Below are 20,291 nucleotides of genomic sequence, written 5' to 3' on the forward strand. Positions count from 1 at the left end.
GTGGCGAACCACGCCCTTTAAGCACTTTAGTGTTTACGGTGGACGTTGACGCTGCCGTCCGGATTCTTGTTGATGATCAACTCTTCCAGCGAGCTGAGCACCATATCGACATCTTCCAGCCGTGGCGAATCTGCCGGCGCGTTAACCGCGATCACATGACTGCCGGAAGCCAGACCGGAGAGGATCCCGGCAGCGGCATCTTCCACCACCACGCACTCCTCCGGTTCCAGGTCGAGCAGCTGGGCGCCAAGCAGATAGGCATCCGGCTCCGGCTTGCCGCGCTCAACGCGCTCGGCGGTGACAAAAGCCGCCGGGGCCGGTAAACCTGCCGCCGCATGGCGCGCGCTGGCAACGGGTACGGAACCTGAAGTGACGATCGCCCAGGGGATCTCCAGCTCGTCCAGCTGGCTTAACAGCTCAACCGCACCGGGCAGGGCAACAATGCCGTCAATATCTTCAGCTTCCAGCTTTTCCAGCGCGATAAATTCCTGCTGAATCTCCTCCGCTGAAGCTCCGCTCATAAAGTGGCGCAGTGAGGTAATTGCCTGCTTACCGTGGATGAAGCCCAGCACCTCTTCAGGCGCGATCCCGTGGCGCTTACCCCAGTTTTTCCAGGCACGTTCAACTACCGCAAGGGAGTCAACTAACGTGCCATCCAGATCAAACAGAAAACCTTTACACTTCACCGCATCTTCCTTCTCAGGCGTTGATAACTTGCGCGATCTCGTTCGCACTCAGATGATACTGCCGGGGACAATTGTGCCACAGCGCGAGCATGCGTTGGTATTTTTCCCACATCGGCACCTGAGTATCAAACTCGTGGCTGCCCACATCAAAGTGGGTGTAGCGCCCTTCAACCTCCACCAGAAAGCGCACATAGCCAAGATATCGCCCTTCAGAAGCGGCATCAAAGCCAGGGAATACCAGACGACGCAGCTCGATGCCCTGCGGTTCTTTCAGATTAGTCCAGGAGATATGCAGGGCGTGATACATCTCCATCATCGCGATCAGCGTGCGGCACTCCGCCTCCGGCAGCTGGCTAAAATCGTTATCCAGCTCGCGCATCTGCAGGCCAAAGCCGCGTTCGATAATGGTCTGATGGCGCTGGTAACGCGCGGCGTTATCCGGGTCGAGCATCGCCATCATCTGGTACTGATTGGAAAGAATTAAACGCTGGGCATGGGTCATGTCCATTTGGGGCTCCTCCGCCACGGGGAAAATAGTCAGTGGCGGCAGGATCTCACGGCGCGGGGAGAGGCATCTTTGACGCAGCGCGGGTTTCCGGTGAGATCGTCACAGAAAACCCGCAAACGCGATTAAAGGTCGTCGAGGAAGGTTTTATCCAGCTGCTTGAAGGCGCGCTTCAGCACATCAGCCAGTGACTGATAGGTTGGCTTGCCTTCCACCGGGGCAATGGCCTGGCCTGCGGCCTGCAACTTTTCACGCACGTCATGGAACCAGCCCAATAAAGAAGGCGGTAATGGCGTTACCGAGCGCTTGCCCAGCCACCACAGACCCTGCATCGGCAGGCTGCAGGCGAACAGCGCGGTGGCGACGGCCGGGCCCAGCTGCCCGCCAAGGGCGATCTGCCAGGTGAGGCTGAAAACAGCCACGGGCGGCATAATGCGGATTGCAAACCGTGTCGCACGCGTGACGCGATTTTCTGGAAACATAGGCGCAAGGCGTTTATCGACAGGCCATGTCTTCATGTAGTGCTGACCATGCTGGAACAGCTTAAACCAACCGACACTGCCGGATTCATTAGCCATGGCTAACCTCAACTTCAGAGATAAATATTAAAAAAAAATTACAACTCACCAACTTTACCTAACATCATTCAAAATATTTTGTCTTTAAGGGTGACACTGGTTATCCTGTGCGCGTTTTAGGCCCTGGACAGCGAGCAATCCTGGTCAACATTCGGCCAAGCCATGAAAAAGCGCATCAGATTTAAAAAAAAATCGTAAAGTTTCCAAAATTTTTTGCTTTCGGACAAAACTTTCCGGCAGCATGATGTTCATCATTAATGTACCAGCTTTCATGCGCTACGCTGATAGTCTGTTTGACTTTTATTTCGCCACTTTTAATAAATAGGACCTTCCATGTCGAGTAAGTTAGTACTGGTTCTGAACTGCGGTAGTTCTTCCCTGAAGTTTGCCATTATCGATCCGGCAAACGGCGACGAATACCTGTCAGGTTTAGCTGAATGTTTCCACCTGCCGGAAGCCCGCATTAAGTGGAAACTGGAAGGCGCTAAACAAGAAGCGGCTCTGGGTGCAGGCGCAGCGCACAGCGAAGCACTGAACTTCATGGTTAAAACTATTCTGGCACAAAAACCAGAACTGTCGGCACAAATCGTTGCTATCGGTCATCGCATCGTTCACGGTGGCGAAAAGTTAACGCAGTCCGTAGTGATTGACGAATCCGTCATCCAGGGTATCAAAGACGCCTCTTCATTTGCACCGCTGCACAACCCGGCGCACCTGATCGGCATCGACGAAGCGCTGAAAAACTTCCCGCACCTGTCAGATAAAAATGTGGCTGTTTTCGACACCGCATTCCATCAGACTATGCCGGAAGAGTCTTATCTCTACGCCCTGCCGTACAAACTGTACAAAGAACACGGCGTACGCCGCTATGGCGCGCACGGTACCAGCCACTTCTACGTGACGCAGGAAGCGGCCAAAGTGCTGAACAAGCCGGTGTCCGAGCTGAACATCATCACCTGTCACCTGGGTAACGGTGGTTCGGTTTCCGCTATCCGTAACGGCGAGTGCGTTGACACCTCCATGGGTCTGACCCCGCTGGAAGGCCTGGTGATGGGGACCCGCAGCGGTGATATCGACCCGGCGATTATCTTCTTCCTGCACGATACGCTCGGCATGAACGTGGATGCGATCAACAAGATGCTGACCAAAGAGTCTGGCCTGCTGGGCCTGACCGAAGTCACCAGCGACTGCCGCTATGTGGAAGATAACTACGATACCAAAGCCGATGCCAAACGTGCGATGGACGTTTACTGCCACCGCCTGGCGAAATATATCGGCTCTTATGCCGCGCTGATGGATGGCCGTCTGGACGCGGTGATCTTCACCGGCGGGATTGGTGAGAATGCCGCGATGGTGCGCGAGCTGTCGCTGGCGAAGCTCGGCCTGCTGGGCTTCGAAGTGGACCACGAACGCAACCTGGCCGCGCGCTTCGGCAAATCCGGCTTCATCAACAAAGAGGGCACCCGCCCGGCGCTGGTTATCCCAACCAACGAAGAGTTGGTCATCGCGCAGGACGCAGACCGTCTCACCGCATAATAAACGATTCTCTCCGTCAGCTCAGGCTGGCGGAGTTGTTTTAGACACCAAGAAATTTGTATAGCCCTTGCTACTGGAGCAGCTGCTCTACGTGTGCAGGCTAAAGTCATGAGGAGTTACTGTGTCCCGTACAATCATGCTCATCCCTACCGGCACCAGCGTCGGCCTGACCAGCGTCAGCCTCGGCGTTATTCGTGCTATGGAACGTAAAGGCGTGCGTCTTAGCGTCTTCAAGCCTATCGCCCAGCCGCGCGCGGGTGGCGACAGCCCGGACCAGACCACCACTATCATCCGTAAAAACTCCAGCATTCCCGCCGCCGTGCCGCTGGCCATGAGCCGCGTGGAATCCCTGCTGGGTTCCAATCAGCAGGACGTGCTGATGGAAGAGATCATCGCCAACTACCATGAAAACACCAAAGACGCAGAGGTCGTGTTGGTCGAGGGCCTGGTGCCGACGCGCAAACATCAGTTTGCCTCGGCGCTAAACTATGAAATTGCCAAAACCCTGAATGCGGAAATCGTCTTCGTGATGTCGCTGGGCAATGACTCGCCGGCGCAGCTGAAAGAGCGTATCGAACTGACCCAGAGCAGCTTCGGCGGCAGCAAAAATAAAAACATCACCGGCGTGATCATTAACAAGCTGAACGCACCGGTTGACGATCAGGGCCGTACGCGCCCGGATCTTTCCGAGATCTTCGACGACTCCACCAAAGCCAGCGTCGCGAATATCGATCCCAAGCAGCTGTTCGCTAACAGCCCGCTGCCGGTGCTGGGCTGCGTGCCGTGGAGCTTCGAGCTGATCGCCACCCGCGCCATTGATATGTGCCGTCACCTTGACGCCCGCATCATTAACGAAGGTGAGATCGCCACCCGCCGCGTGAAATCCGTGACCTTCTGTGCACGCAGCATTCCCCACATGCTGGAGCACTTCCGTCCGGGTTCCCTGCTGGTGACCTCCGCCGACCGCCCTGACGTGCTGGTTGCAGCCTGCCTTGCGGCGATGAACGGCGTTGAGATTGGTGCCATCCTGCTGACCGGTGGTTACGCGATTGACGCCCCCATTCAGAAGCTGTGTGAACGCGCCTTCCAGACTGGCCTGCCGGTATTTATGGTCGACACTAACACCTGGCAGACCTCCCTTAGCCTGCAGAGCTTCAACCTGGAAGTACCCAGCGACGATACCCAGCGTATTGAGCGCGTGCAGGAGTACGTGGCCAGCCACATTGACGCGGACTGGATCGAGTCGCTGACCGCCGCTTCCGAACGCAGCCGTCGCCTCTCTCCTCCGGCCTTCCGCTACCAGCTGACCGAGCTGGCGCGTAAAGCGGGCAAACGCATCGTGCTGCCGGAAGGCGACGAACCTCGCACCGTGAAAGCGGCGGCTATCTGTGCCGAACGCGGCATCGCCACCTGTGTCCTGCTGGGCAACCCGGAAGAGATCCAGCGCGTGGCCGCAGCTCAGGGCGTTGAGCTGGGTAAAGGCATTGAGATTGTTGACCCGGAAGCCGCACGTGAAAACTACGTGGCGCGCCTGGTGGAGCTGCGTAAGAGCAAAGGCATGACCGAAGTGGTCGCGCAGGAGCAGCTGGAAGATAACGTGATGCTCGGCACCATGATGCTGGAGCGTGGCGAAGTGGACGGCCTGGTTTCCGGTGCGGTTCACACCACTGCCAACACTATCCGCCCGCCGCTGCAGCTGATCAAAACCGCGCCGAACAGCTCGCTGGTCTCGTCGGTGTTCTTTATGCTGCTGCCTGAGCAGGTGCTGGTGTATGGCGACTGCGCCATCAACCCGGACCCGAATCCGGAACAGCTGGCAGAGATTGCGATTCAGTCCGCCGACTCCGCGCTGGCGTTTGGCATCGAGCCGCGCGTGGCGATGATCTCCTACTCCACCGGTAACTCAGGTGCCGGTAGCGACGTTGAGAAAGTGCGTGAAGCGACGCGTATCGCGCAGGAAAAACGCCCTGACCTGGTGATCGATGGTCCACTGCAGTATGACGCAGCGATTATGGCCGACGTGGCGAAATCTAAAGCGCCAAACTCCCCGGTTGCCGGCCGTGCGACCGTGTTCATCTTCCCGGATTTGAACACCGGTAACACCACTTACAAAGCGGTACAGCGTTCTGCGGACCTGATCTCAATCGGGCCAATGCTGCAGGGGATGCGCAAGCCGGTCAACGACCTGTCGCGTGGCGCACTGGTCGACGATATCGTCTACACCATCGCGCTGACGGCGATCCAGTCGAAGCAGGCGGAAGGGTAATCGCGCAGCCGGGTCAGGCAGCCTGTCCCCTACCCGGCCCTTGTACACATCGTCGTTACCCCGCAGGGGCGAGGCATGCCTCGCCCTTTTTTATTGACTGAATTTACTGGAGCACCACATCCAGCGCCCGCAGATGCTGCGGCTGCCACGACAGCAGCACTTCACTACCAGGCTGCCAGCGGCTGTCCATTTTGGCGGGTGACAGCTTGACCATAAAGTTCCCCTGCCCTGCGACTTCCGTCAGCATCCGCACGTGATCCCCCAGATAGATAAACTGCTGAATCCGCGCCTTCACCTGCTGATCGCCCTGTTCCGGCGCATTGACGTTAATGCGCTCCGGGCGGATACTGAGCTGGATTTTCTTACCCGGCGAGCTTGGGCGCACCTTGAGCGCATCCAGCTCGCAGCCATCGTCCAGCTTCACGCGGTAGTAGTCGCCCTGCACCGAGACCTGAGTCGCCAGCAGGCTGTTATTTTCGCCGATAAACTGCGCGACGAAAGCATTCGCCGGCTGCTCATAAAGCGTGCCGGGGCTGTCCATCTGCTGGATCATGCCGTCGTTGAATACCGCCACCCGGTTCGACATGGTCATCGCTTCGCTCTGGTCGTGCGTAACGTAGACGATGGTCAGACCCAGCATTTCGTGCAGCTGTTTAATCTCCAGCTGCATATGCTCGCGCAGCTGCTTATCCAGCGCACCCAGCGGCTCATCCATCAGTACCAGCTTAGGTTCAAACACCAGCGCACGCGCCAGGGCCACGCGCTGCTGTTGCCCACCCGACATCTGCGCCGGATAACGATCTGCCAGCGACGTCAGCTTAATCATATCGAGAATGCGCGACACCCGATCTTTAATATCCGCCTTGTTCATGCGGCGGATCGACAGCGGGAATGCCAGGTTTTCCGCCACGGTCATATGGGGAAACAGCGCATAATTCTGGAATACCATGCCGATATCACGCTGGTGCGGCGGCAGGGTATGCAGCGGTTTCTCGCGTAGAAAAATCTCGCCATCGGTCGGGGTTTCAAAGCCAGCGAGCATCATCAGGCTGGTGGTTTTTCCAGATCCGGATGGCCCTAAAAGCGTTAAAAACTCACCCTCCTGCACCTCAAGATTCAGGTTGCGAACCACCAGCTTTTCGCCGTCGTAGCTCTTTTTGATGTTCTTAAAACTCACCAGGGATCTCATAGTATTCTCTCGTCAAGCGGGGGAAAAACCTCTCAGGCACGCTTTGTGCATTACCTGCACCGGGCGCATCTGTCGGGTGGCTCTTTTTTAGCTCTACCACAACGAATTTCGCTTCGACAAGCAGAATTTGACAAAATCACAAAAAAAAAGCCTGAGAGCAGATCTCCCAGGCTGTTGTTTTCTATTGTTTTTTATCTTTGCACCAGTTCAGGTCATACAAATAACCTGCAGAATCAGGCTATTCGCTCAGTCCGCACTGTGCTGGTGCAATTGCGCCGACTGCAGGCGACGGTTGAGACAGGCGAGCACGGGGGCAAATTTCTCCGCCATCTGCTGCTCCTCGACGCAGGCATAACCCAACAAAAGCCCGCGCCGCGTGGTACCCAGCAGGTAATAGGCCGAGAGCGGGCGGGTCAGCACGCCGTTTTGCTCCAGCTCGGCGCTGAGCGCCACATCGTCAATATTATCGGGCAGGGAGAGGATCAGGTGCAGCCCGGCATTGCTCTGCTGAGCGATAAAACTCTCCCCCAGGCTCTCCTTAATGACCCGCACCAGCTCCGCGCGGCGGCGGCTGTAGAGCTGGCGCATCTTGCGCACGTGCGCCGCGTAATGCCCCTCGCGAATGAACTCCGCCAGCGTCAACTGCACCAGCCCATTGCCGCCGCGATACAGTTCGGAGTGAGCCATCTTCATGCGCGCCGCCAGCGCTTTCGGCACCACCATGTAGCTCAGGCGCAGCCCGGGGTAGAGCGTTTTGCTGAAAGTACCGAGATAAATTACCGGTGCATCCGGTGCCAGCCCCTGCAAGGCCGGGATCGGCGACTCGGCAAAGCGAAACTCACCGTCGTAATCATCCTCCACCACCCAGCTGCCCGCGCTTTGCGCCAGCGCCAGCAGCTGGTGCCGCCGCTGCAGGCTCATCACTGAACCGAGCGGATACTGGTGCGAAGGCGTGACGCAGATCAGGCGCGGCGGGCGCAGCTCCGCGCTAAGGTCCGGCAGCGTCATGCCCTGCTCATCCACCGCCGTCGGCAGCAGGTCGATACCGTTGACCGCCAGCACGTTGCGGATCCCCCAATAGCCCGGCTCCTCAATCCACGCGCGGTCGCCCGGGTCGCAGAGCATTTTCGCCAGCAGGTCCAGCGCCTGGTGCGTTCCGGCAGTGATCAGAATCTGCTCCGGCGTGCAGTTGACCGAGCGGATCACCCGCAGATAGTCGGCTAACGCCTGCTGCAACTCCAGGCAGCCGCCGTGGCTGGAGTAGCTCAGCGCCTCCACCGGCATACGGCGGCTAAGCCGCAGGTGGATCTTGCGCCAGATGTCGTGCGGCATATGGCTGACATCCGGCACTCCGGGCATAAACGCCCCCCACTGATGCGGCCCGGCCCCGCTACGCGTCAGCAGCCGTGAACCACGGCTGGAGAAGCGCACAAAGTTGAACGGCTTGCCGGCGCTGACCGGTAATTCATCGGTTTCCGGCACCGCTTCCGGCAGTGAGTCGCTGACGAAGGTACCACTTCCGGTGCGCGTCTGCAGATAGCCCTCGGACTGCAGCTGCTCGTAGGCTGCCAGCACGGTATTACGTGAGACCGACAGCTCGCGCGCAAGGTCGCGCGTGGCGGGCAGGCGGCTGCCGGTGGCAATGGATCCATCCTGAATCGCACACTGCAGCACGTCGTACAAACGTTTGCCCAGCGCCCCATTAGGGTTCCGGGCTAAGCGGTGTGCAAGCAGGTCTCCGAGTAACGTTCGCAAAATTGGTTCCTTGAAATAAAAAAAACTGGATCTGGTTTATAAACCCCCGAAAAAGCTACAAAACAGGGAGAGCTGAGAATGTGTGAAGTTTATACCTAAAATTTGACGAGGTAACACCATGAGTCACAGTGAAGTACAACAGCGCCGTCTGAATGCCACACCGCGCGGTGTCGGTGTGATGTGTGATTTCTTCGCCGCTAAGGCTGAAAATGCTACGCTGTGGGACCATCAGGGCCGCGAATATATCGACTTCACCGCCGGGATCGCCGTGCTCAACACCGGCCACCGGCACCCAAAAGTGATGGCCGCCGTCAGCCAACAGCTTGAGTGCTTCACCCATACCGCGTACCAGGTGATCCCCTACGAGAACTACATCGCTCTGGCCGAACAGCTTAATGCCCGGGTTCCTGTCAGCGGTCCGTGCAAAACCACCTTCTTCTCCAGCGGTGCCGAAGCGGTAGAAAATGCGGTGAAAATTGCCCGCGCTGCCACCGGTCGCCCTGGCGTTATTGCTTTCACCGGCGCATTCCATGGCCGCACGCTGATGACCATGGGCCTGACCGGTAAAGTCACGCCGTACAAAACCGGCTTCGGTCCCTTCCCCGGCTCCGTATTCCACGCCCGCTATCCGAACGCGCTGCACGGCTACAGCGTAGATGATGCACTGGAGAGCCTGGAAACGCTGTTCAAATGTGATATCAGCCCGCAGCAGGTCGCGGCAATCATTTATGAGCCAATTCAGGGCGAAGGCGGTTTTAACATCGCCCCCGCCGAGTTTGTCAGCGCCCTGCGTAAGCTGTGTGACCAGCACGGCATCCTGCTGATTGCCGATGAGATCCAGAGCGGTTTTGCCCGCACCGGCAAGCTGTTTGCCAGTGAATACTATGAAGTAAAACCCGATCTGATGACCATGGCGAAAAGCCTTGGCGGCGGTCTGCCTATCTCTGCCGTCTCCGGCCGCGCTGCGGTGATGGATGCGCCAGAACCCGGTGGTCTGGGCGGCACTTACGCCGGTAACCCGCTAGCGGTGGCGGCCTCGCTGGCGGTGTTAGAGGTGATCGAAGAAGAGCAGCTGTGCGCCCGCGCGCTGCGCCTCGGCGCTGAGCTGGTCGAAACGCTGAATAGCAGCAACAACCCGGCGCTGGTCGAAGTCCGCGCGCGCGGTTCCATGGTGGCCGCCGAATTTAACGACCCTGCCACCGGTAAACCGTCCGCAGAGATTGCGCGCAGCATCCAGCAGCGTGCGCTCGAGCAGGGCCTGATCCTGCTGACCTGCGGCGTGCACGGCAACGTCATCCGCTTCCTCTACCCGCTGACGATCCCAGACGCACAGTTCAAAAGCGCGCTCGCACTGCTCTCTACTTTATTACGTGGCTGATTGATTTCGCCCGGCCACAGGGAAGTGGCATAGAAACTGCATATAAAACATTAATAATCAGGAGTTTGGCATGGTAAAGACATTAGCTGCACTGATTCTCGCGACGTTCACACTCCAGGCGCAGGCGGAAAGCCTGACGGTGATTTCGTTCGGCGGCACCAATAAAGATGCACAGGACAAAGCCTTCTACAAACCGTTTACCGCCGCAGGCAAAGGCACCCTCGAAGCGGGTGAATATAACGGCGAAATGGCGCGCATTCGTGCGATGGTCGAAACAGGTCAGATCGGCTGGGATGTGGTGGAGCTGGAAACCCCGGAACTGCAGCGCGGCTGTGAAGAGGGTCTGTTTGAGACGCTGGACTGGAATAAGCTGGGCAAGAAGTCGGACTTTATTCCTGCTGCGGTGACCGAGTGCGGCGCGGGCATTTTCGTCTGGTCAACCGTGCTGACCTATGACGCCGACAAGCTGAAAAAAGGGCCAGCCAGCTGGGCAGATTTCTGGAACGTGAAGGCGTTCCCGGGCAAACGTGCCCTGCGTAAGAGCGCGAAATATACCCTGGAAATTGCGCTGATGGCCGACGGCGTGAAGCGGGAAGAAGTGTATAAAGTGCTGGCCACTCCGGCTGGCGTTGAGCGCGCCTTCAAGAAACTGGACCAGCTGAAGCCAAATATTCAGTGGTGGGAATCCGGCGCGCAGCCGCTGCAGTGGCTGGTATCCGGCGACGTGGTGATGAGCTCCGCCTATAACGGCCGCATCGGCGCCGCGCAGGATGAAGGCCACAACTTCAGGATCGTCTGGGACAACGCGCTGTATGACCTCGACAACTGGGCGATCGTTAAAGGGTCGAAGCACAAGGCGCTGGCGGAGCAGTTTATTGCCTTTGCCAACCAGCCTGAAAACCAGAAGGTGTTTGCCGAGAACATTCCTTACGGCCCTACCAACCTGAATACCAGCAAACTGCTGGATCCGGCGCGGCTGAGCAAACTGCCGACGGCACCGGAAAACCTTGCCGTTTCCATGCAGATCAACAGCGAATTCTGGCTCGAGCACGGTGAAGACCTGGAGCAGCGTTTTAACGCCTGGGCGGCAAAATAATACCCTGCGGGCGGACCGCAACAAAAAGTCCGCCCCTACTGTAGGGGCGACACCCCGTTGCCAGATATCTTTCAGGAGACAGCAATGAGTCATACCGTAATGGAAACCCCCACCCCTTCGGCCCCAGCCGGGGTGTCGCTAACCCAGCGCCTGCGTCAGGTCGACGGTACTAAAACCCGCCGCTCCCTGCTGCTGATTGCGCCGCTGCTGATTTTCGTGGTGCTCTGTTTCCTGTTTCCAATTGCCTCCATCCTGAGCAAAAGCGTTGAGAATCCGGAATTCCACGACGCTCTCCCGCAGACTTCCCGTGCGCTTGAGCAGTGGTCGGGGAAAAACCTGCCGGATGAAGCGCTGTACGCCACGCTGGGCAAGGAGCTGATCGCCGCACGTGAAAGCGGGCAAATTGCTGCCGTGGCTAAACGCCTGAGCTATGAAAACGCGGCTTTCCGCCGCCTGATCGTCACCGCGCCACGGCAGGTGCCGGAATCGGGCATGGGGGTTAAAGACGCGCTGATTGCCAAACAGCCTTTGTGGGGCGAGCTCTCCACCTGGCAAACGCTCAAGCGCGTCTCCAGCCCGGTGACCAGCTATTACCTGCTGTCGGTGTTTGACCGTAAAATTGATGTGCAAAGCGGTGACGTTAAGGCCCTGCCCGCCGACCAGGCGCTGTATGTCAATGTGCTGCTGCGCACGCTGTGGATGGCAACCGTGGTAACGCTGCTGTGCGTGGGCATTGGCTATCCGCTGGCTTACTGGCTGGCAAAACAGCCATCAAACCGCGCCAACCTGCTGATGATTCTGGTACTGCTACCGTTCTGGACCTCGCTGATTGTCCGCACCGCCAGCTGGATCGTGCTGCTACAGTCCGGCGGATTGATCAACCGGGCGCTGATGGCGGTCGGCATCATCGATCATCCGCTCACGCTGGTATTTAACCGCGTCGGGGTGTTCATCTCCATGACCCACATCCTGCTGCCATTTATTGTGCTGCCGCTGTACGCGGTGATGAAGGGGATTTCACCAAGCTACGTGCGTGCTGCGGTATCGCTTGGGGCTCATCCGTTTCTTGCCTTCTGGCGCGTCTATGTGCCGCAGACCTGGGCCGGGATTGCTGCCGGAGCGCTGCTGGTGTTTATGATGGCGATTGGCTACTACGTGACCCCTGCCCTGCTGGGCGGCCCGGATGACCAGATGGTCAGCTATTTCGTCGCCTTCTTTACTAACAGCACCATGAACTGGGGCATGGCCGCCGCACTCGGCAGCCAGCTGCTGATCATTGTCATGCTCCTGTACATCGTATATATCCGCGTCACCCGCACCTCTGCCGAAGCGGCAGCTCACTAAGGAGATGATGATGAGACAACAGGGAACCCTGATCCTGCGCTTGTGGAAAGGTCTGTTCAATTTCTACAGCGCTGCCGTACTGCTGTTTTTAATTGTGCCGGTGCTGGTGATAGTGCCGCTCTCCTTTAATGCCAGTTCATTTCTCAGCTACCCGCTGAGCGGCTTTTCGCTGCGCTGGTATCAGACCTTCTTTCATTCGCAGGAGTGGCTGAGCGCGTTGGGCAACAGCCTGATTATTGCCCCTCTGGCCACCCTGCTGGCGACGGTGCTGGGCGTGCTGGCGTCGATGGGGCTGGTGCGCGGTGAGTTTCGCGGCAAAGGACTGGTGATGGCGATTATCATTTCGCCGATGGTTGCGCCGGTGGTGATCATCGCAGTGGGAATGTTCTTCTTCTTCGCCAGGCTGTCGCTGCTCAACAGTTATCTCGGTCTGGTTCTGGCCCATGCGCTGCTGGGGGTGCCCTTTGTGGTGATCACCGTGGTGGCGGTGCTGAAGAGCTACGATACTAACCTGTCACGCGCGGCGGCCAGCCTGGGCGCATCGCCGTTCCTGACATTCCGCAAGGTAACGCTGCCGCTGATTGCCCCCGGAGTGTTTTCCGGTGCGCTATTTGCCTTTGCTGCCTCGTTCGATGAAGTGGTGGTCACGCTGTTCCTTGCCAGCCCCGCCCAGCGCACGCTGCCGATCCAGATGTTTGCCGGGATCCGGGAAAACCTTGATCCCACCATCGCTGCCGCGGCCAGCCTGATGATTGGCGCATCGCTGATCCTGTTAATCGTGATGGAAATTTTACGCCGCCGTGGGGAAAAAATGCGTCAGCCCGCGCAGGCCTGAACAATAGGTTGTATTAAACAGTACCGGGGTAATTCAAATACGCTCTCGCAAACAGGTATTTGAATTACCCTTTAATGCTTATTGATTAAACGCTAAACATTAAAAATGTTCCGTATTCGCTAGTCTGCTTTTGCAATAATTCCAATAAATTTATTTTCTGGTGGAAATCACTTCTCGTGACTAACCTTACTTCGAACGCATCAGGACTTGCGTTCACTTGAATAACTGTCAAAGCAAGGTTCAATTAGCAACCAGAGATTAATCAAAGGAATAATGTTATGAGCGAAAACTTTACTCAACCGGTTTATCGTGAAAATTACACTGGCGTACCATTAAAACGTATTTCATGGAGCGCTGTTTTTGCCGGCGTTATTTTGTCGATTGTCATCTATCTGCTGCTTTCGATATTAGGCACCGCTATTGGTACAACCACTATCGACCCGCTGAAGGAGCAAAATCCACTGGATGGATTGGGTAAAGGCGCGCTGATTTGGAGCGGGCTGAGTATGCTGATTTCCATAGCGGTTGGCGCCTTCGTCAGCGGCAGACTGGCACAGCGTGAAGGCGCGCTGCACGGTATTTTGATGTGGGCAGTTAACACGCTGATCTGCGTCTGGCTTGTGGTCTCTGTACTGAGTTCAGCAGTGAGCGGCACCGCAAGCGTGATCGGTTCCGGTTTTAATTTGATGGGACAAGGTATTTCTGCCGTCGCCCCGTCGGTCACCCAGGCAGCCAAAGATAAACTGAAAGAGAGCAATATCGATCTGGGTAATGTTCAGAACGAGCTGGAAAAAACGCTGCGTCAAACCGGCAAGCCGGAGTTGCAGCCTGAGAATCTTAAAAACGATGCCCAGGGCGAAGCGAATAATGCGCAAAATCAGGCGCAGGATACCGCAAATCATCCGCAAACCGCGGACAGTGATTTAAGCAACTGGTTTAAAGGTGTGGTTGAACGTAATCAGGCTACCCTGCAGGCCGCCGACGTTGATGCGCTGAAAAATATTATTAAAGCGCGTACCGGGAAAAGCGATCAGGAAGTGGACCAAATGGTCGCTCAGGTACAGAAAAGCTATGAGCAGGCTTATCAAAAGTATCAGCAGCTGAAAGCAGAAGCCGAGCAGAAAGCGCGTGAGGCAGCCGAGAAGGCGGCCGCGGCGACGGCAAAAGCCAGCTGGTATCTGTTACTGATCCTGCTGGTGCAAGCGGTTATCGCGGGCGTGGTGGGTAAAATTGGCCGTAATACTCAGCCGGAAACTAAAGTGCTGAATTAATCGCAATTGCTGCCAGTTAATGAACAGGGATGCACAGTGATGTGCATCCCTTTTTATTAGAAAGTGCCTGACTCGTTGTTACGCGTCAGCCACAGCGACAGCGCTTTCAGCGAGTCGTTGGTGAATTCGTCACAGCGGGCGGTAATCTCTTCCGGCGTCATCCAGAAAATCTCATCCACTTCCTCTTCCTGCATGGCGAACGGGCCATGAGAAACGCAGCTGAACAGCCCGCCCCATACGCGGCAGTGCTCATCCTCGTAGTAGAAATGGCCGTGCTCGGCAAACGGCACCGCCGCGATGCCCAGCTCCTCTTCCGCTTCACGGCGCGCGGAGGCCAGCATCTCCTCACCGCTCTGCACCACGCCACCGGCCGTGGCATCTAACATGCCCGGCATAAAGTCTTTAATTTCTGTGCGGCGCTGTACCAGAATTTTACCCCTGCCATCGTGAACCACGATGTAGGTTGCGCGATGGCGCAAACACTGCGCTCGCATCTGCGCACGGCTGGATTGTGCAATAACCTCGTTATCTTCGTTAACGATATCCACCCACTCCGTGCCCTGATCTTGCTCCACCATCCGTAACCCTTTTATTGTTCTGGCGCCTGGCGCTCAGTTGAATCAAACGTTTTTACGCGCCTTCGCGCTGCGCTTAAATTAATGTTTAACGCCGTATGACGCAATCATCAATTTGTGCTCATCCCGCACTCTGCTGTTTTTGACGACTCGGCAAGCCACAGCTGCACCGAAGCACGCTGCCACTGGAAATGGGCGTAGTCAGCCAGCCGCTGCGGCAGCGGGTCATCATGCAGAGCCAGGCGGTTCAGCATCACGGCCAGATCGGTGTCGGCAATCGACCACTCGCCAAACAGATTCTGCTGGCCTTCCGGCAGCATGCGATCGGCAGCAGCGATAAGCCTGGCGGCTGACTGCTGCGCCGCTTCATCCAGCGCGGCAAAACGCTTACCGGCAAACAGCACCTCGGTCGGACGCTGCTGGCGAATGGGCATAAAGTCGCTGCGCAGCCACGCCTGGATTTCACGCGCTTTGGCGCGCTTTTCAATGTCACGCGGATAAAGGCGCTCATATTCCGGTGCCGGAAAACGGTCTTCCAGATACTCAGTAATCGCTGAAGACTCAGAGAGCTGGAAACCGTCTACCGCAAGGGTGGGAACGCGGCGGGTGAGCGACACTTCGCCATAGGCTGGCTGCTGATGCTCCTGGCTGGCAAGGTCGACACGCTTCAGCGTAAAAGGAATGCCTTTTTCACTGAGGGCAACGTAAACCGACATGACATAGGGGCTGAAGAAATTGGCATCTGACCATAAAACGAGAGTGGGATTACTCATCCGGACGTCCTCTGACGTTCATCAACTTGAACCTCCTGTTTAGCTGTTTTTTAGCCTAAAGGCAATCACCTGAACAGCTTCCTGCTGGTTTTCAGAAACGCTTACCATCGCGGCCTGACGCGGCATCGCTCACACGCAAACTCGCTAACTTCACCTATGCTAAACACAGGATGTGGATACCCATCACTTTGAAGGAAAACAACATGCATATATTGATCACTGGCGGCACCGGGCTGATTGGCCGACCGCTGACGGCACGCCTGCTGCAGGCCGGTCACCAGGTTAGCGTGGTGACGCGCGATGTCGCCGCCGCCCGCCACCTGCTGGGCGAACAGGTTAATCTGTGGTCGGGGCTGGACCAGCAGCGCGATCTGAACGGTATTGATGCGGTGATTAACCTGGCCGGGGAGCCGATTGCTGATAAGCGCTGGAATGAGGCACAAAAGCGCCAGCTGTGCGACAGCCGCTGGCTGCTGACCGAACGTCTGGTCGCGCTGATTCAAGCCAGCAGCGAGCCGCCTGCCCTGCTCATTTCCGGTTCCGCCACTGGCTTCTATGGTGATGCCGGCGAAGTGGTGCTGACCGAGGACGATCCGGGCCATAACGAGTTCACCCACCGGCTTTGTGCAGGCTGGGAGCAGCGAGCACTGCGCGCGGAAAGCGAACGCACCCGCGTCTGCCTGCTGCGCACCGGCGTGGTGCTGGCAAAACAGGGCGGTGCGCTGGCAAAAATGAAGCTGCCGTTTAAGCTGGGCATTGGCGGGCCGCTCGGTAACGGTAAGCAGTATATGCCGTGGATCCATCTGGAAGACGCCCTGAACGGCATCATCTGGCTGCTGGAACATCCGCAGCTCAGCGGGCCGTTTAACCTGGTGGCACCTTATGCGGTTCGCAACGAGCAGTTCGCCGCCGCGCTCGGCCATGCCCTGCATCGTCCGGCGTTTATGCGCACGCCTGCCGCCGCCATCAAGCTGATGATGGGCGAATCGGCGGTGCTGGTATTAGGCGGGCAGCATGTTATCCCGCAGCGGCTGGAGGCCTCGGGATTCAGTTTTAAATGGTATGAGTTAGATAAAGCGTTAGCGGATGTGGTGTAAACAACTGCGTAGGGGCCAGGCATGCCTGGCCCTACCGAATATTACTTTAACGCGCCAGACAAAAACTGCTGCAGGCGGCCGCTCTTCGGGTTGTTAAACAACTCTTCAGGCGCGCCCTCCTCCTCGATTTTCCCCTGATGCAGGAAAATCACATGGCTGGAAACGTGGCGGGCGAACTCCATCTCGTGAGTCACCACCACCATGGTTTTGCCCTCTTCCGCCAGTTTCTGCATGATGCGCAACACTTCGCCCACCAGTTCAGGATCCAGCGCGGAGGTCGGTTCATCAAACAGCAGCACTTCTGGCTCCATTGCCAGCGCACGCGCGATGGAAACGCGCTGCTGCTGACCGCCGGAGAGATGCACCGGATATTTTGCCCGCGCCCGCTCATCAATCCCCACCTTATCCAGATAGCGAATGGCGCGCTCACGCGCTTCACTCTTGCTCAGGCCCAGCACCTGGATCGGGGCTTCCATCACGTTCTCCAGCACTGTCATATGGCTCCAGAGATTAAAGTGCTGGAATACCATCGTCAGGCGGGTTCGCAGCATGCGCAGCTGCTCTTTGTTGGAAACTTTCAGCTGGCCGTCGGTATCGCGCACCAGGTTAATACTCTCATTGTTGACAGAAATTGTGCCTTCACTCGGCTTTTCAAGGAAGTTGATGCAGCGCAGGAAGGTACTTTTCCCGGAACCGGACGAGCCGATAATGCTGATCACATCGCCCGCGTTCGCCTGCAGAGAGACGCCCTTCAGCACTTCATGCTCACCGTAACGCTTGTGCAGTTCGGTGACGTTTAATTTATTCTCAGCCATAGTGTCACTCAATGTGAAGATGAAGGTTTAACGTGCGCCAGCCAGCGTTTTTCCGCTTTACGGAACAGACTAATCAACACATAGGAAATAATCAGATACAGCACCGCAGCAATACCGAACGCGACAAACGGCTGGTAGGTTGCGGAATTAATGTCGCGCGCCACCTTGAGCAGGTCCGGCACCGTGGCGGTAAACGCCAGCGCCGTCGAGTGCAGCATCAGAATCACTTCGTTGCTGTAAGCCGGTAGCGCGGTGCGCAGCGCCGCAGGCATGATAATGCAGCGGTACAGCTTGAAGGTGGAGAAACCGTAAGCGCGTGCGGCCTCAATCTCACCGTGCGGCACCGAGCGGATCGCCCCGGCAAAAATCTCGGTGGTATAGGCACAGGTATTCAGCGTCAGCGCCAGCAGCGTACAGTTCAGTCCGCTGCGGAAGAAGGCATTCAGTAGCTCGGTGCCTTTCACAATCTCCAGCGTGTACATGCCGGAATAAAACACCAGCAGCTGCACATACAGCGGGGTACCGCGAAACACATAGGTAAACAGCCACACCGGGAAACGGATCGCTTTAATTGGCGAAACGCGGGCAATGGACAACAGCACGGCCAGACAGCCACCCAGCACCACGGAGATCACCAGCAGCCACAGCGTGATCGCCACGCCGGAAAAGCGATAACCGTCGGTCCACAGCAGGGCTTTCCAGTATTCCTGAATAATTTCGATCATAAGTCAGCCCTTTTCACGCCTACCGTATAACGGCGTTCCAGCCACCACAGCACGCCGTTGGAGAGCGTGGTAAAAATCAGATAGATCACGCCCGCGACCACGGCGAAGTAGAACGGCTGCCAGGTCGATTTCCCGGCCAGCTGCGTGGCCTTCACGACATCTTCCAACCCCAGCAGCGACACCAGCGCGGTGGCCTTCAGGATAACCTGCCAGTTGTTGCCAATGCCCGGCAGCGCGTAGCGCATCATGCCTGGGAAAAGGATGCGGCGGAAGGTCTGGGATGAGGTAAAACCAAAGGCGGTCGCCGCTTCAATCTGCCCTTTCGGTACGGCCATATAGGCCCCGCGGAAGGTCTCAGTGAAGTAAGCTCCGTAGATAAAGCCGAGGGTGATGATCCCGGCAACCATCGGGTCAATGTCGAACTGCGACAGACCCAGGAAATCGGTAATCTGGTTAAGGATAATTTGCAGACCGTAAAAGATCAGCAGCATCAGAACCAAATCAGGCACGCCACGGATCAGCGTAGTGTAGCCTTCAAATACAGCCACCAGTGGGCGACTGCTGGAAAGTTTGGCCCCGGCGCCAATTAAACCCAGTACGACGGCAACCACCAGAGAGCTGACTGCCAGCTCGAGGGTGACCATAGCACCTTTAAAAATGACTTCAGAGTAGCCATACAGCATAAGCAATATCCTGTCGTTCTACCGTCATAGTTCAAGCCGCAGATGCGTTGTCTGCTGCTCGAGCTATTCAGGTATATATCATCATTTTGCGGGCAGTAGCCCCACCGTGCCAGACGGTGGGGCCTGCAGACAGGTTTTTACTTAACCGCCGTACACATCAAAATCGAAATATTTTTTCGCTAATTTGTCGTAGGTGCCATCTTTACGCATTTCGTCGAATGCTTTATCGATAGCGGCTTTCAGCGCTGGGTCATCTTTACGCATGCCCATACCGGTACCAACGCCGAAGATCTTCTCATCTTTTACCGCCGGGCCGGCAAACGCATATTCCTTACCGGCTGGCTGCTTGAGGAAGCCTTCGCTGGCGGCAACTTCATCCTGGAAAGCGGCATCGATGCGGCCCGCCGTCAGATCCTGATACACCAGGTCCTGGTTCGCGTACGGGGTCACAGTAATGCCTTTAGGACGCCAGTTGTCGTTGGCGTAGGTTTCCTGCGTGGTGCCCTGCAGCAGCCCGATGGTTTTACCTTTCAGCGACTCCAGCGTTGGCTGAATTTTCGACCCTTTAGGCGCGATCAGACGTGAGTTTGCCGCGTAAAGTTTTTCTGAGAAGGCGATCTCCTGCTGACGCTTTTCGGTAATCGACAGAGAAGAGATGATCGCGTCAATTTTTTTCGCTTTCAGCGAAGGGATCAGCGCATCAAAATCACTTTCCACGAAAGTACATTTGGTTTCCATGCGCTTACAGATTTCGTTGGCCAGATCGATATCAAAGCCTACCAGCTGCCCCTGCGCATTCTTCATTTCGAACGGTGCATAGGTCGGGTCGGTGCCGATACGCAGCGTTTTTGGGCCAGCTGCAAATGCGCTGCCCGCAGCCAGTGTTGCCATCAACAGGGAGAGAACCAGGACCTGCTTTTTCATAAATTACCCTCGAGTTTCAGTATTATTATGTGGTTCGTGATGTGTCTGCGCGGTACGTTGAAAACAGCTTCACCCCTTACTGATAGCAGATTCCGTGCCACATTTTGTGGCAAGGCCCTGTTTATATTACGCAAGGTAAAAGCACCGCGATTACTCAGTTTGCAGGAAAATGTATAGCAGGTTTGTGAGCGGCAGGAAGCAACTATGTTTCATATTGGTGCACAACTTGCACGAAAAGCGATTCAGCACCAACATTTGCA

General features: G+C 56.7%; 19 protein-coding genes. 8 read left to right on the plus strand and 11 right to left on the minus strand.

Annotation, left to right across the window (positions count from 1 at the left end; genetic code table 11):
• Positions 1–26: 26 nt before the first annotated feature.
• The 3 genes from QLG07_RS08315 to yfbV form a co-directional block, all read right to left on the minus strand.
• The gene (locus QLG07_RS08315; protein ID WP_282468983.1) at positions 27–686 is read right to left on the minus strand and encodes a sugar phosphatase; all 660 of its coding nucleotides are present in this window, start codon (positions 684–686) and stop codon (positions 27–29) included.
• A 13-nt stretch (positions 687–699) separates the two neighbouring features.
• Positions 700–1,194, minus strand: a complete 495-nt coding sequence (locus tag QLG07_RS08320) for a YfbU family protein (protein WP_282468984.1) — start codon at positions 1,192–1,194, stop codon at positions 700–702.
• A 122-nt stretch (positions 1,195–1,316) separates the two neighbouring features.
• Complete coding sequence (gene yfbV / locus QLG07_RS08325; RefSeq protein ID WP_048915442.1) at positions 1,317–1,769, minus strand: terminus macrodomain insulation protein YfbV; 453 nt, start codon at positions 1,767–1,769, stop codon at positions 1,317–1,319.
• Positions 1,770–2,102: 333 nt separating this feature from the next.
• Here yfbV and ackA point away from each other — a divergent pair, with 333 nt between their 5' ends.
• The gene (gene ackA, locus QLG07_RS08330) at positions 2,103–3,305 is read left to right on the plus strand and encodes an acetate kinase (RefSeq protein ID WP_048915441.1); all 1,203 of its coding nucleotides are present in this window, start codon (positions 2,103–2,105) and stop codon (positions 3,303–3,305) included.
• A 121-nt stretch (positions 3,306–3,426) separates the two neighbouring features.
• The gene (gene pta / locus QLG07_RS08335) at positions 3,427–5,571 is read left to right on the plus strand and encodes a phosphate acetyltransferase (RefSeq protein WP_099754969.1); all 2,145 of its coding nucleotides are present in this window, start codon (positions 3,427–3,429) and stop codon (positions 5,569–5,571) included.
• Positions 5,572–5,674: 103 nt separating this feature from the next.
• Here pta and QLG07_RS08340 read toward each other — a convergent pair whose 3' ends face one another.
• Together QLG07_RS08340 and QLG07_RS08345 are read right to left on the minus strand one after the other, a co-directional pair.
• The gene (locus QLG07_RS08340) at positions 5,675–6,760 is read right to left on the minus strand and encodes an ABC transporter ATP-binding protein (protein WP_282468985.1); all 1,086 of its coding nucleotides are present in this window, start codon (positions 6,758–6,760) and stop codon (positions 5,675–5,677) included.
• 246 nt (positions 6,761–7,006) lie between these two features.
• Positions 7,007–8,515: a PLP-dependent aminotransferase family protein gene (locus QLG07_RS08345; protein WP_282468986.1), complete on the minus strand. Its 1,509-nt coding sequence runs from the start codon at positions 8,513–8,515 to the stop codon at positions 7,007–7,009.
• A gap of 118 nt (positions 8,516–8,633) precedes the next feature.
• On the opposite strand from QLG07_RS08345, the gene QLG07_RS08350 reads away from it, so the two are divergent.
• The 5 genes from QLG07_RS08350 to QLG07_RS08370 all read left to right on the plus strand — a co-directional run bounded on the left by QLG07_RS08350 (position 8,634) and on the right by QLG07_RS08370 (position 14,439).
• A complete protein-coding gene (locus QLG07_RS08350) occupies positions 8,634–9,893 on the plus strand; it encodes a 4-aminobutyrate--2-oxoglutarate transaminase (protein WP_048915437.1) in 1,260 nt (419 codons plus the stop codon).
• Between the two features lie 70 nt (positions 9,894–9,963).
• Positions 9,964–10,989, plus strand: a complete 1,026-nt coding sequence (locus QLG07_RS08355; protein WP_099754971.1) for an ABC transporter substrate-binding protein — start codon at positions 9,964–9,966, stop codon at positions 10,987–10,989.
• A gap of 84 nt (positions 10,990–11,073) precedes the next feature.
• Positions 11,074–12,333 (plus strand): ABC transporter permease, encoded by a 1,260-nt coding sequence (locus QLG07_RS08360; protein ID WP_282468987.1) that lies wholly within the window; start codon positions 11,074–11,076, stop codon positions 12,331–12,333.
• 10 nt (positions 12,334–12,343) lie between these two features.
• Positions 12,344–13,168, plus strand: coding sequence for an ABC transporter permease (locus QLG07_RS08365; RefSeq protein WP_282468988.1), 825 nt, complete (start codon positions 12,344–12,346; stop codon positions 13,166–13,168).
• A gap of 278 nt (positions 13,169–13,446) precedes the next feature.
• The gene (locus QLG07_RS08370) at positions 13,447–14,439 is read left to right on the plus strand and encodes a TIGR04086 family membrane protein (protein WP_048915433.1); all 993 of its coding nucleotides are present in this window, start codon (positions 13,447–13,449) and stop codon (positions 14,437–14,439) included.
• Positions 14,440–14,495: 56 nt separating this feature from the next.
• On the opposite strand, the gene yfcD is transcribed toward QLG07_RS08370, so the two are convergent.
• Both yfcD and yfcF read right to left on the minus strand, forming a co-directional pair.
• Entirely contained in the window at positions 14,496–15,017 is a 522-nt protein-coding gene (gene yfcD, locus QLG07_RS08375; protein WP_133623197.1) for an NUDIX hydrolase YfcD, read from the minus strand.
• Between the two features lie 107 nt (positions 15,018–15,124).
• The gene (yfcF, locus tag QLG07_RS08380; RefSeq protein WP_048915431.1) at positions 15,125–15,787 is read right to left on the minus strand and encodes a glutathione transferase; all 663 of its coding nucleotides are present in this window, start codon (positions 15,785–15,787) and stop codon (positions 15,125–15,127) included.
• 203 nt (positions 15,788–15,990) lie between these two features.
• Here yfcF and QLG07_RS08385 point away from each other — a divergent pair, with 203 nt between their 5' ends.
• Positions 15,991–16,884 carry a TIGR01777 family oxidoreductase gene (locus QLG07_RS08385; protein WP_048915430.1) on the plus strand — a complete coding sequence of 298 codons (894 nt, stop codon included), beginning with the start codon at positions 15,991–15,993 and terminating at the stop codon, positions 16,882–16,884.
• A gap of 41 nt (positions 16,885–16,925) precedes the next feature.
• Here the strand turns inward: QLG07_RS08385 and hisP are convergent, their stop codons facing one another.
• The 4 genes from hisP to argT all read right to left on the minus strand — a co-directional run bounded on the left by hisP (position 16,926) and on the right by argT (position 20,031).
• Positions 16,926–17,699: a histidine ABC transporter ATP-binding protein HisP gene (gene hisP / locus QLG07_RS08390; protein ID WP_048915429.1), complete on the minus strand. Its 774-nt coding sequence runs from the start codon at positions 17,697–17,699 to the stop codon at positions 16,926–16,928.
• Positions 17,700–17,707: 8 nt separating this feature from the next.
• Positions 17,708–18,424 carry an ABC transporter permease gene (locus tag QLG07_RS08395; RefSeq protein ID WP_048915428.1) on the minus strand — a complete coding sequence of 239 codons (717 nt, stop codon included), beginning with the start codon at positions 18,422–18,424 and terminating at the stop codon, positions 17,708–17,710.
• Positions 18,421–19,107, minus strand: a complete 687-nt coding sequence (locus tag QLG07_RS08400; protein ID WP_282468989.1) for a histidine ABC transporter permease HisQ — start codon at positions 19,105–19,107, stop codon at positions 18,421–18,423. The genes QLG07_RS08395 and QLG07_RS08400 overlap by 4 nt, the downstream gene beginning before the upstream one ends.
• A gap of 141 nt (positions 19,108–19,248) precedes the next feature.
• The gene (gene argT / locus QLG07_RS08405; RefSeq protein WP_048915426.1) at positions 19,249–20,031 is read right to left on the minus strand and encodes a lysine/arginine/ornithine ABC transporter substrate-binding protein ArgT; all 783 of its coding nucleotides are present in this window, start codon (positions 20,029–20,031) and stop codon (positions 19,249–19,251) included.
• Positions 20,032–20,291 lie beyond the last annotated feature (260 nt).

This window comes from Erwinia sp. V90_4 (assembly GCF_029967685.1).
Taxonomy (GTDB): domain Bacteria; phylum Pseudomonadota; class Gammaproteobacteria; order Enterobacterales; family Enterobacteriaceae; genus Erwinia; species Erwinia aphidicola.

What these genes read in the sequence shown, in the direction of transcription:
- QLG07_RS08320 (WP_282468984.1), bottom strand. Translation starts at nt 1,194, where the DNA reads ATGGACATGACCCATGCCCAGCGTTTAATTCTTTCCAATCAGTACCAG.
- yfbV (WP_048915442.1), bottom strand. Translation starts at nt 1,769, where the DNA reads ATGGCTAATGAATCCGGCAGTGTCGGTTGGTTTAAGCTGTTCCAGCAT.
- ackA (WP_048915441.1), top strand. Translation starts at nt 2,103, where the DNA reads ATGTCGAGTAAGTTAGTACTGGTTCTGAACTGCGGTAGTTCTTCCCTG.
- QLG07_RS08340 (WP_282468985.1), bottom strand. Translation starts at nt 6,760, where the DNA reads ATGAGATCCCTGGTGAGTTTTAAGAACATCAAAAAGAGCTACGACGGC.
- QLG07_RS08350 (WP_048915437.1), top strand. Translation starts at nt 8,634, where the DNA reads ATGAGTCACAGTGAAGTACAACAGCGCCGTCTGAATGCCACACCGCGC.
- QLG07_RS08355 (WP_099754971.1), top strand. Translation starts at nt 9,964, where the DNA reads ATGGTAAAGACATTAGCTGCACTGATTCTCGCGACGTTCACACTCCAG.
- QLG07_RS08360 (WP_282468987.1), top strand. Translation starts at nt 11,074, where the DNA reads ATGAGTCATACCGTAATGGAAACCCCCACCCCTTCGGCCCCAGCCGGG.
- QLG07_RS08365 (WP_282468988.1), top strand. Translation starts at nt 12,344, where the DNA reads ATGAGACAACAGGGAACCCTGATCCTGCGCTTGTGGAAAGGTCTGTTC.
- QLG07_RS08370 (WP_048915433.1), top strand. Translation starts at nt 13,447, where the DNA reads ATGAGCGAAAACTTTACTCAACCGGTTTATCGTGAAAATTACACTGGC.
- yfcD (WP_133623197.1), bottom strand. Translation starts at nt 15,017, where the DNA reads ATGGTGGAGCAAGATCAGGGCACGGAGTGGGTGGATATCGTTAACGAA.
- yfcF (WP_048915431.1), bottom strand. Translation starts at nt 15,787, where the DNA reads ATGAGTAATCCCACTCTCGTTTTATGGTCAGATGCCAATTTCTTCAGC.
- QLG07_RS08385 (WP_048915430.1), top strand. Translation starts at nt 15,991, where the DNA reads ATGCATATATTGATCACTGGCGGCACCGGGCTGATTGGCCGACCGCTG.
- hisP (WP_048915429.1), bottom strand. Translation starts at nt 17,699, where the DNA reads ATGGCTGAGAATAAATTAAACGTCACCGAACTGCACAAGCGTTACGGT.
- QLG07_RS08395 (WP_048915428.1), bottom strand. Translation starts at nt 18,424, where the DNA reads ATGATCGAAATTATTCAGGAATACTGGAAAGCCCTGCTGTGGACCGAC.
- QLG07_RS08400 (WP_282468989.1), bottom strand. Translation starts at nt 19,107, where the DNA reads ATGCTGTATGGCTACTCTGAAGTCATTTTTAAAGGTGCTATGGTCACC.
- argT (WP_048915426.1), bottom strand. Translation starts at nt 20,031, where the DNA reads ATGAAAAAGCAGGTCCTGGTTCTCTCCCTGTTGATGGCAACACTGGCT.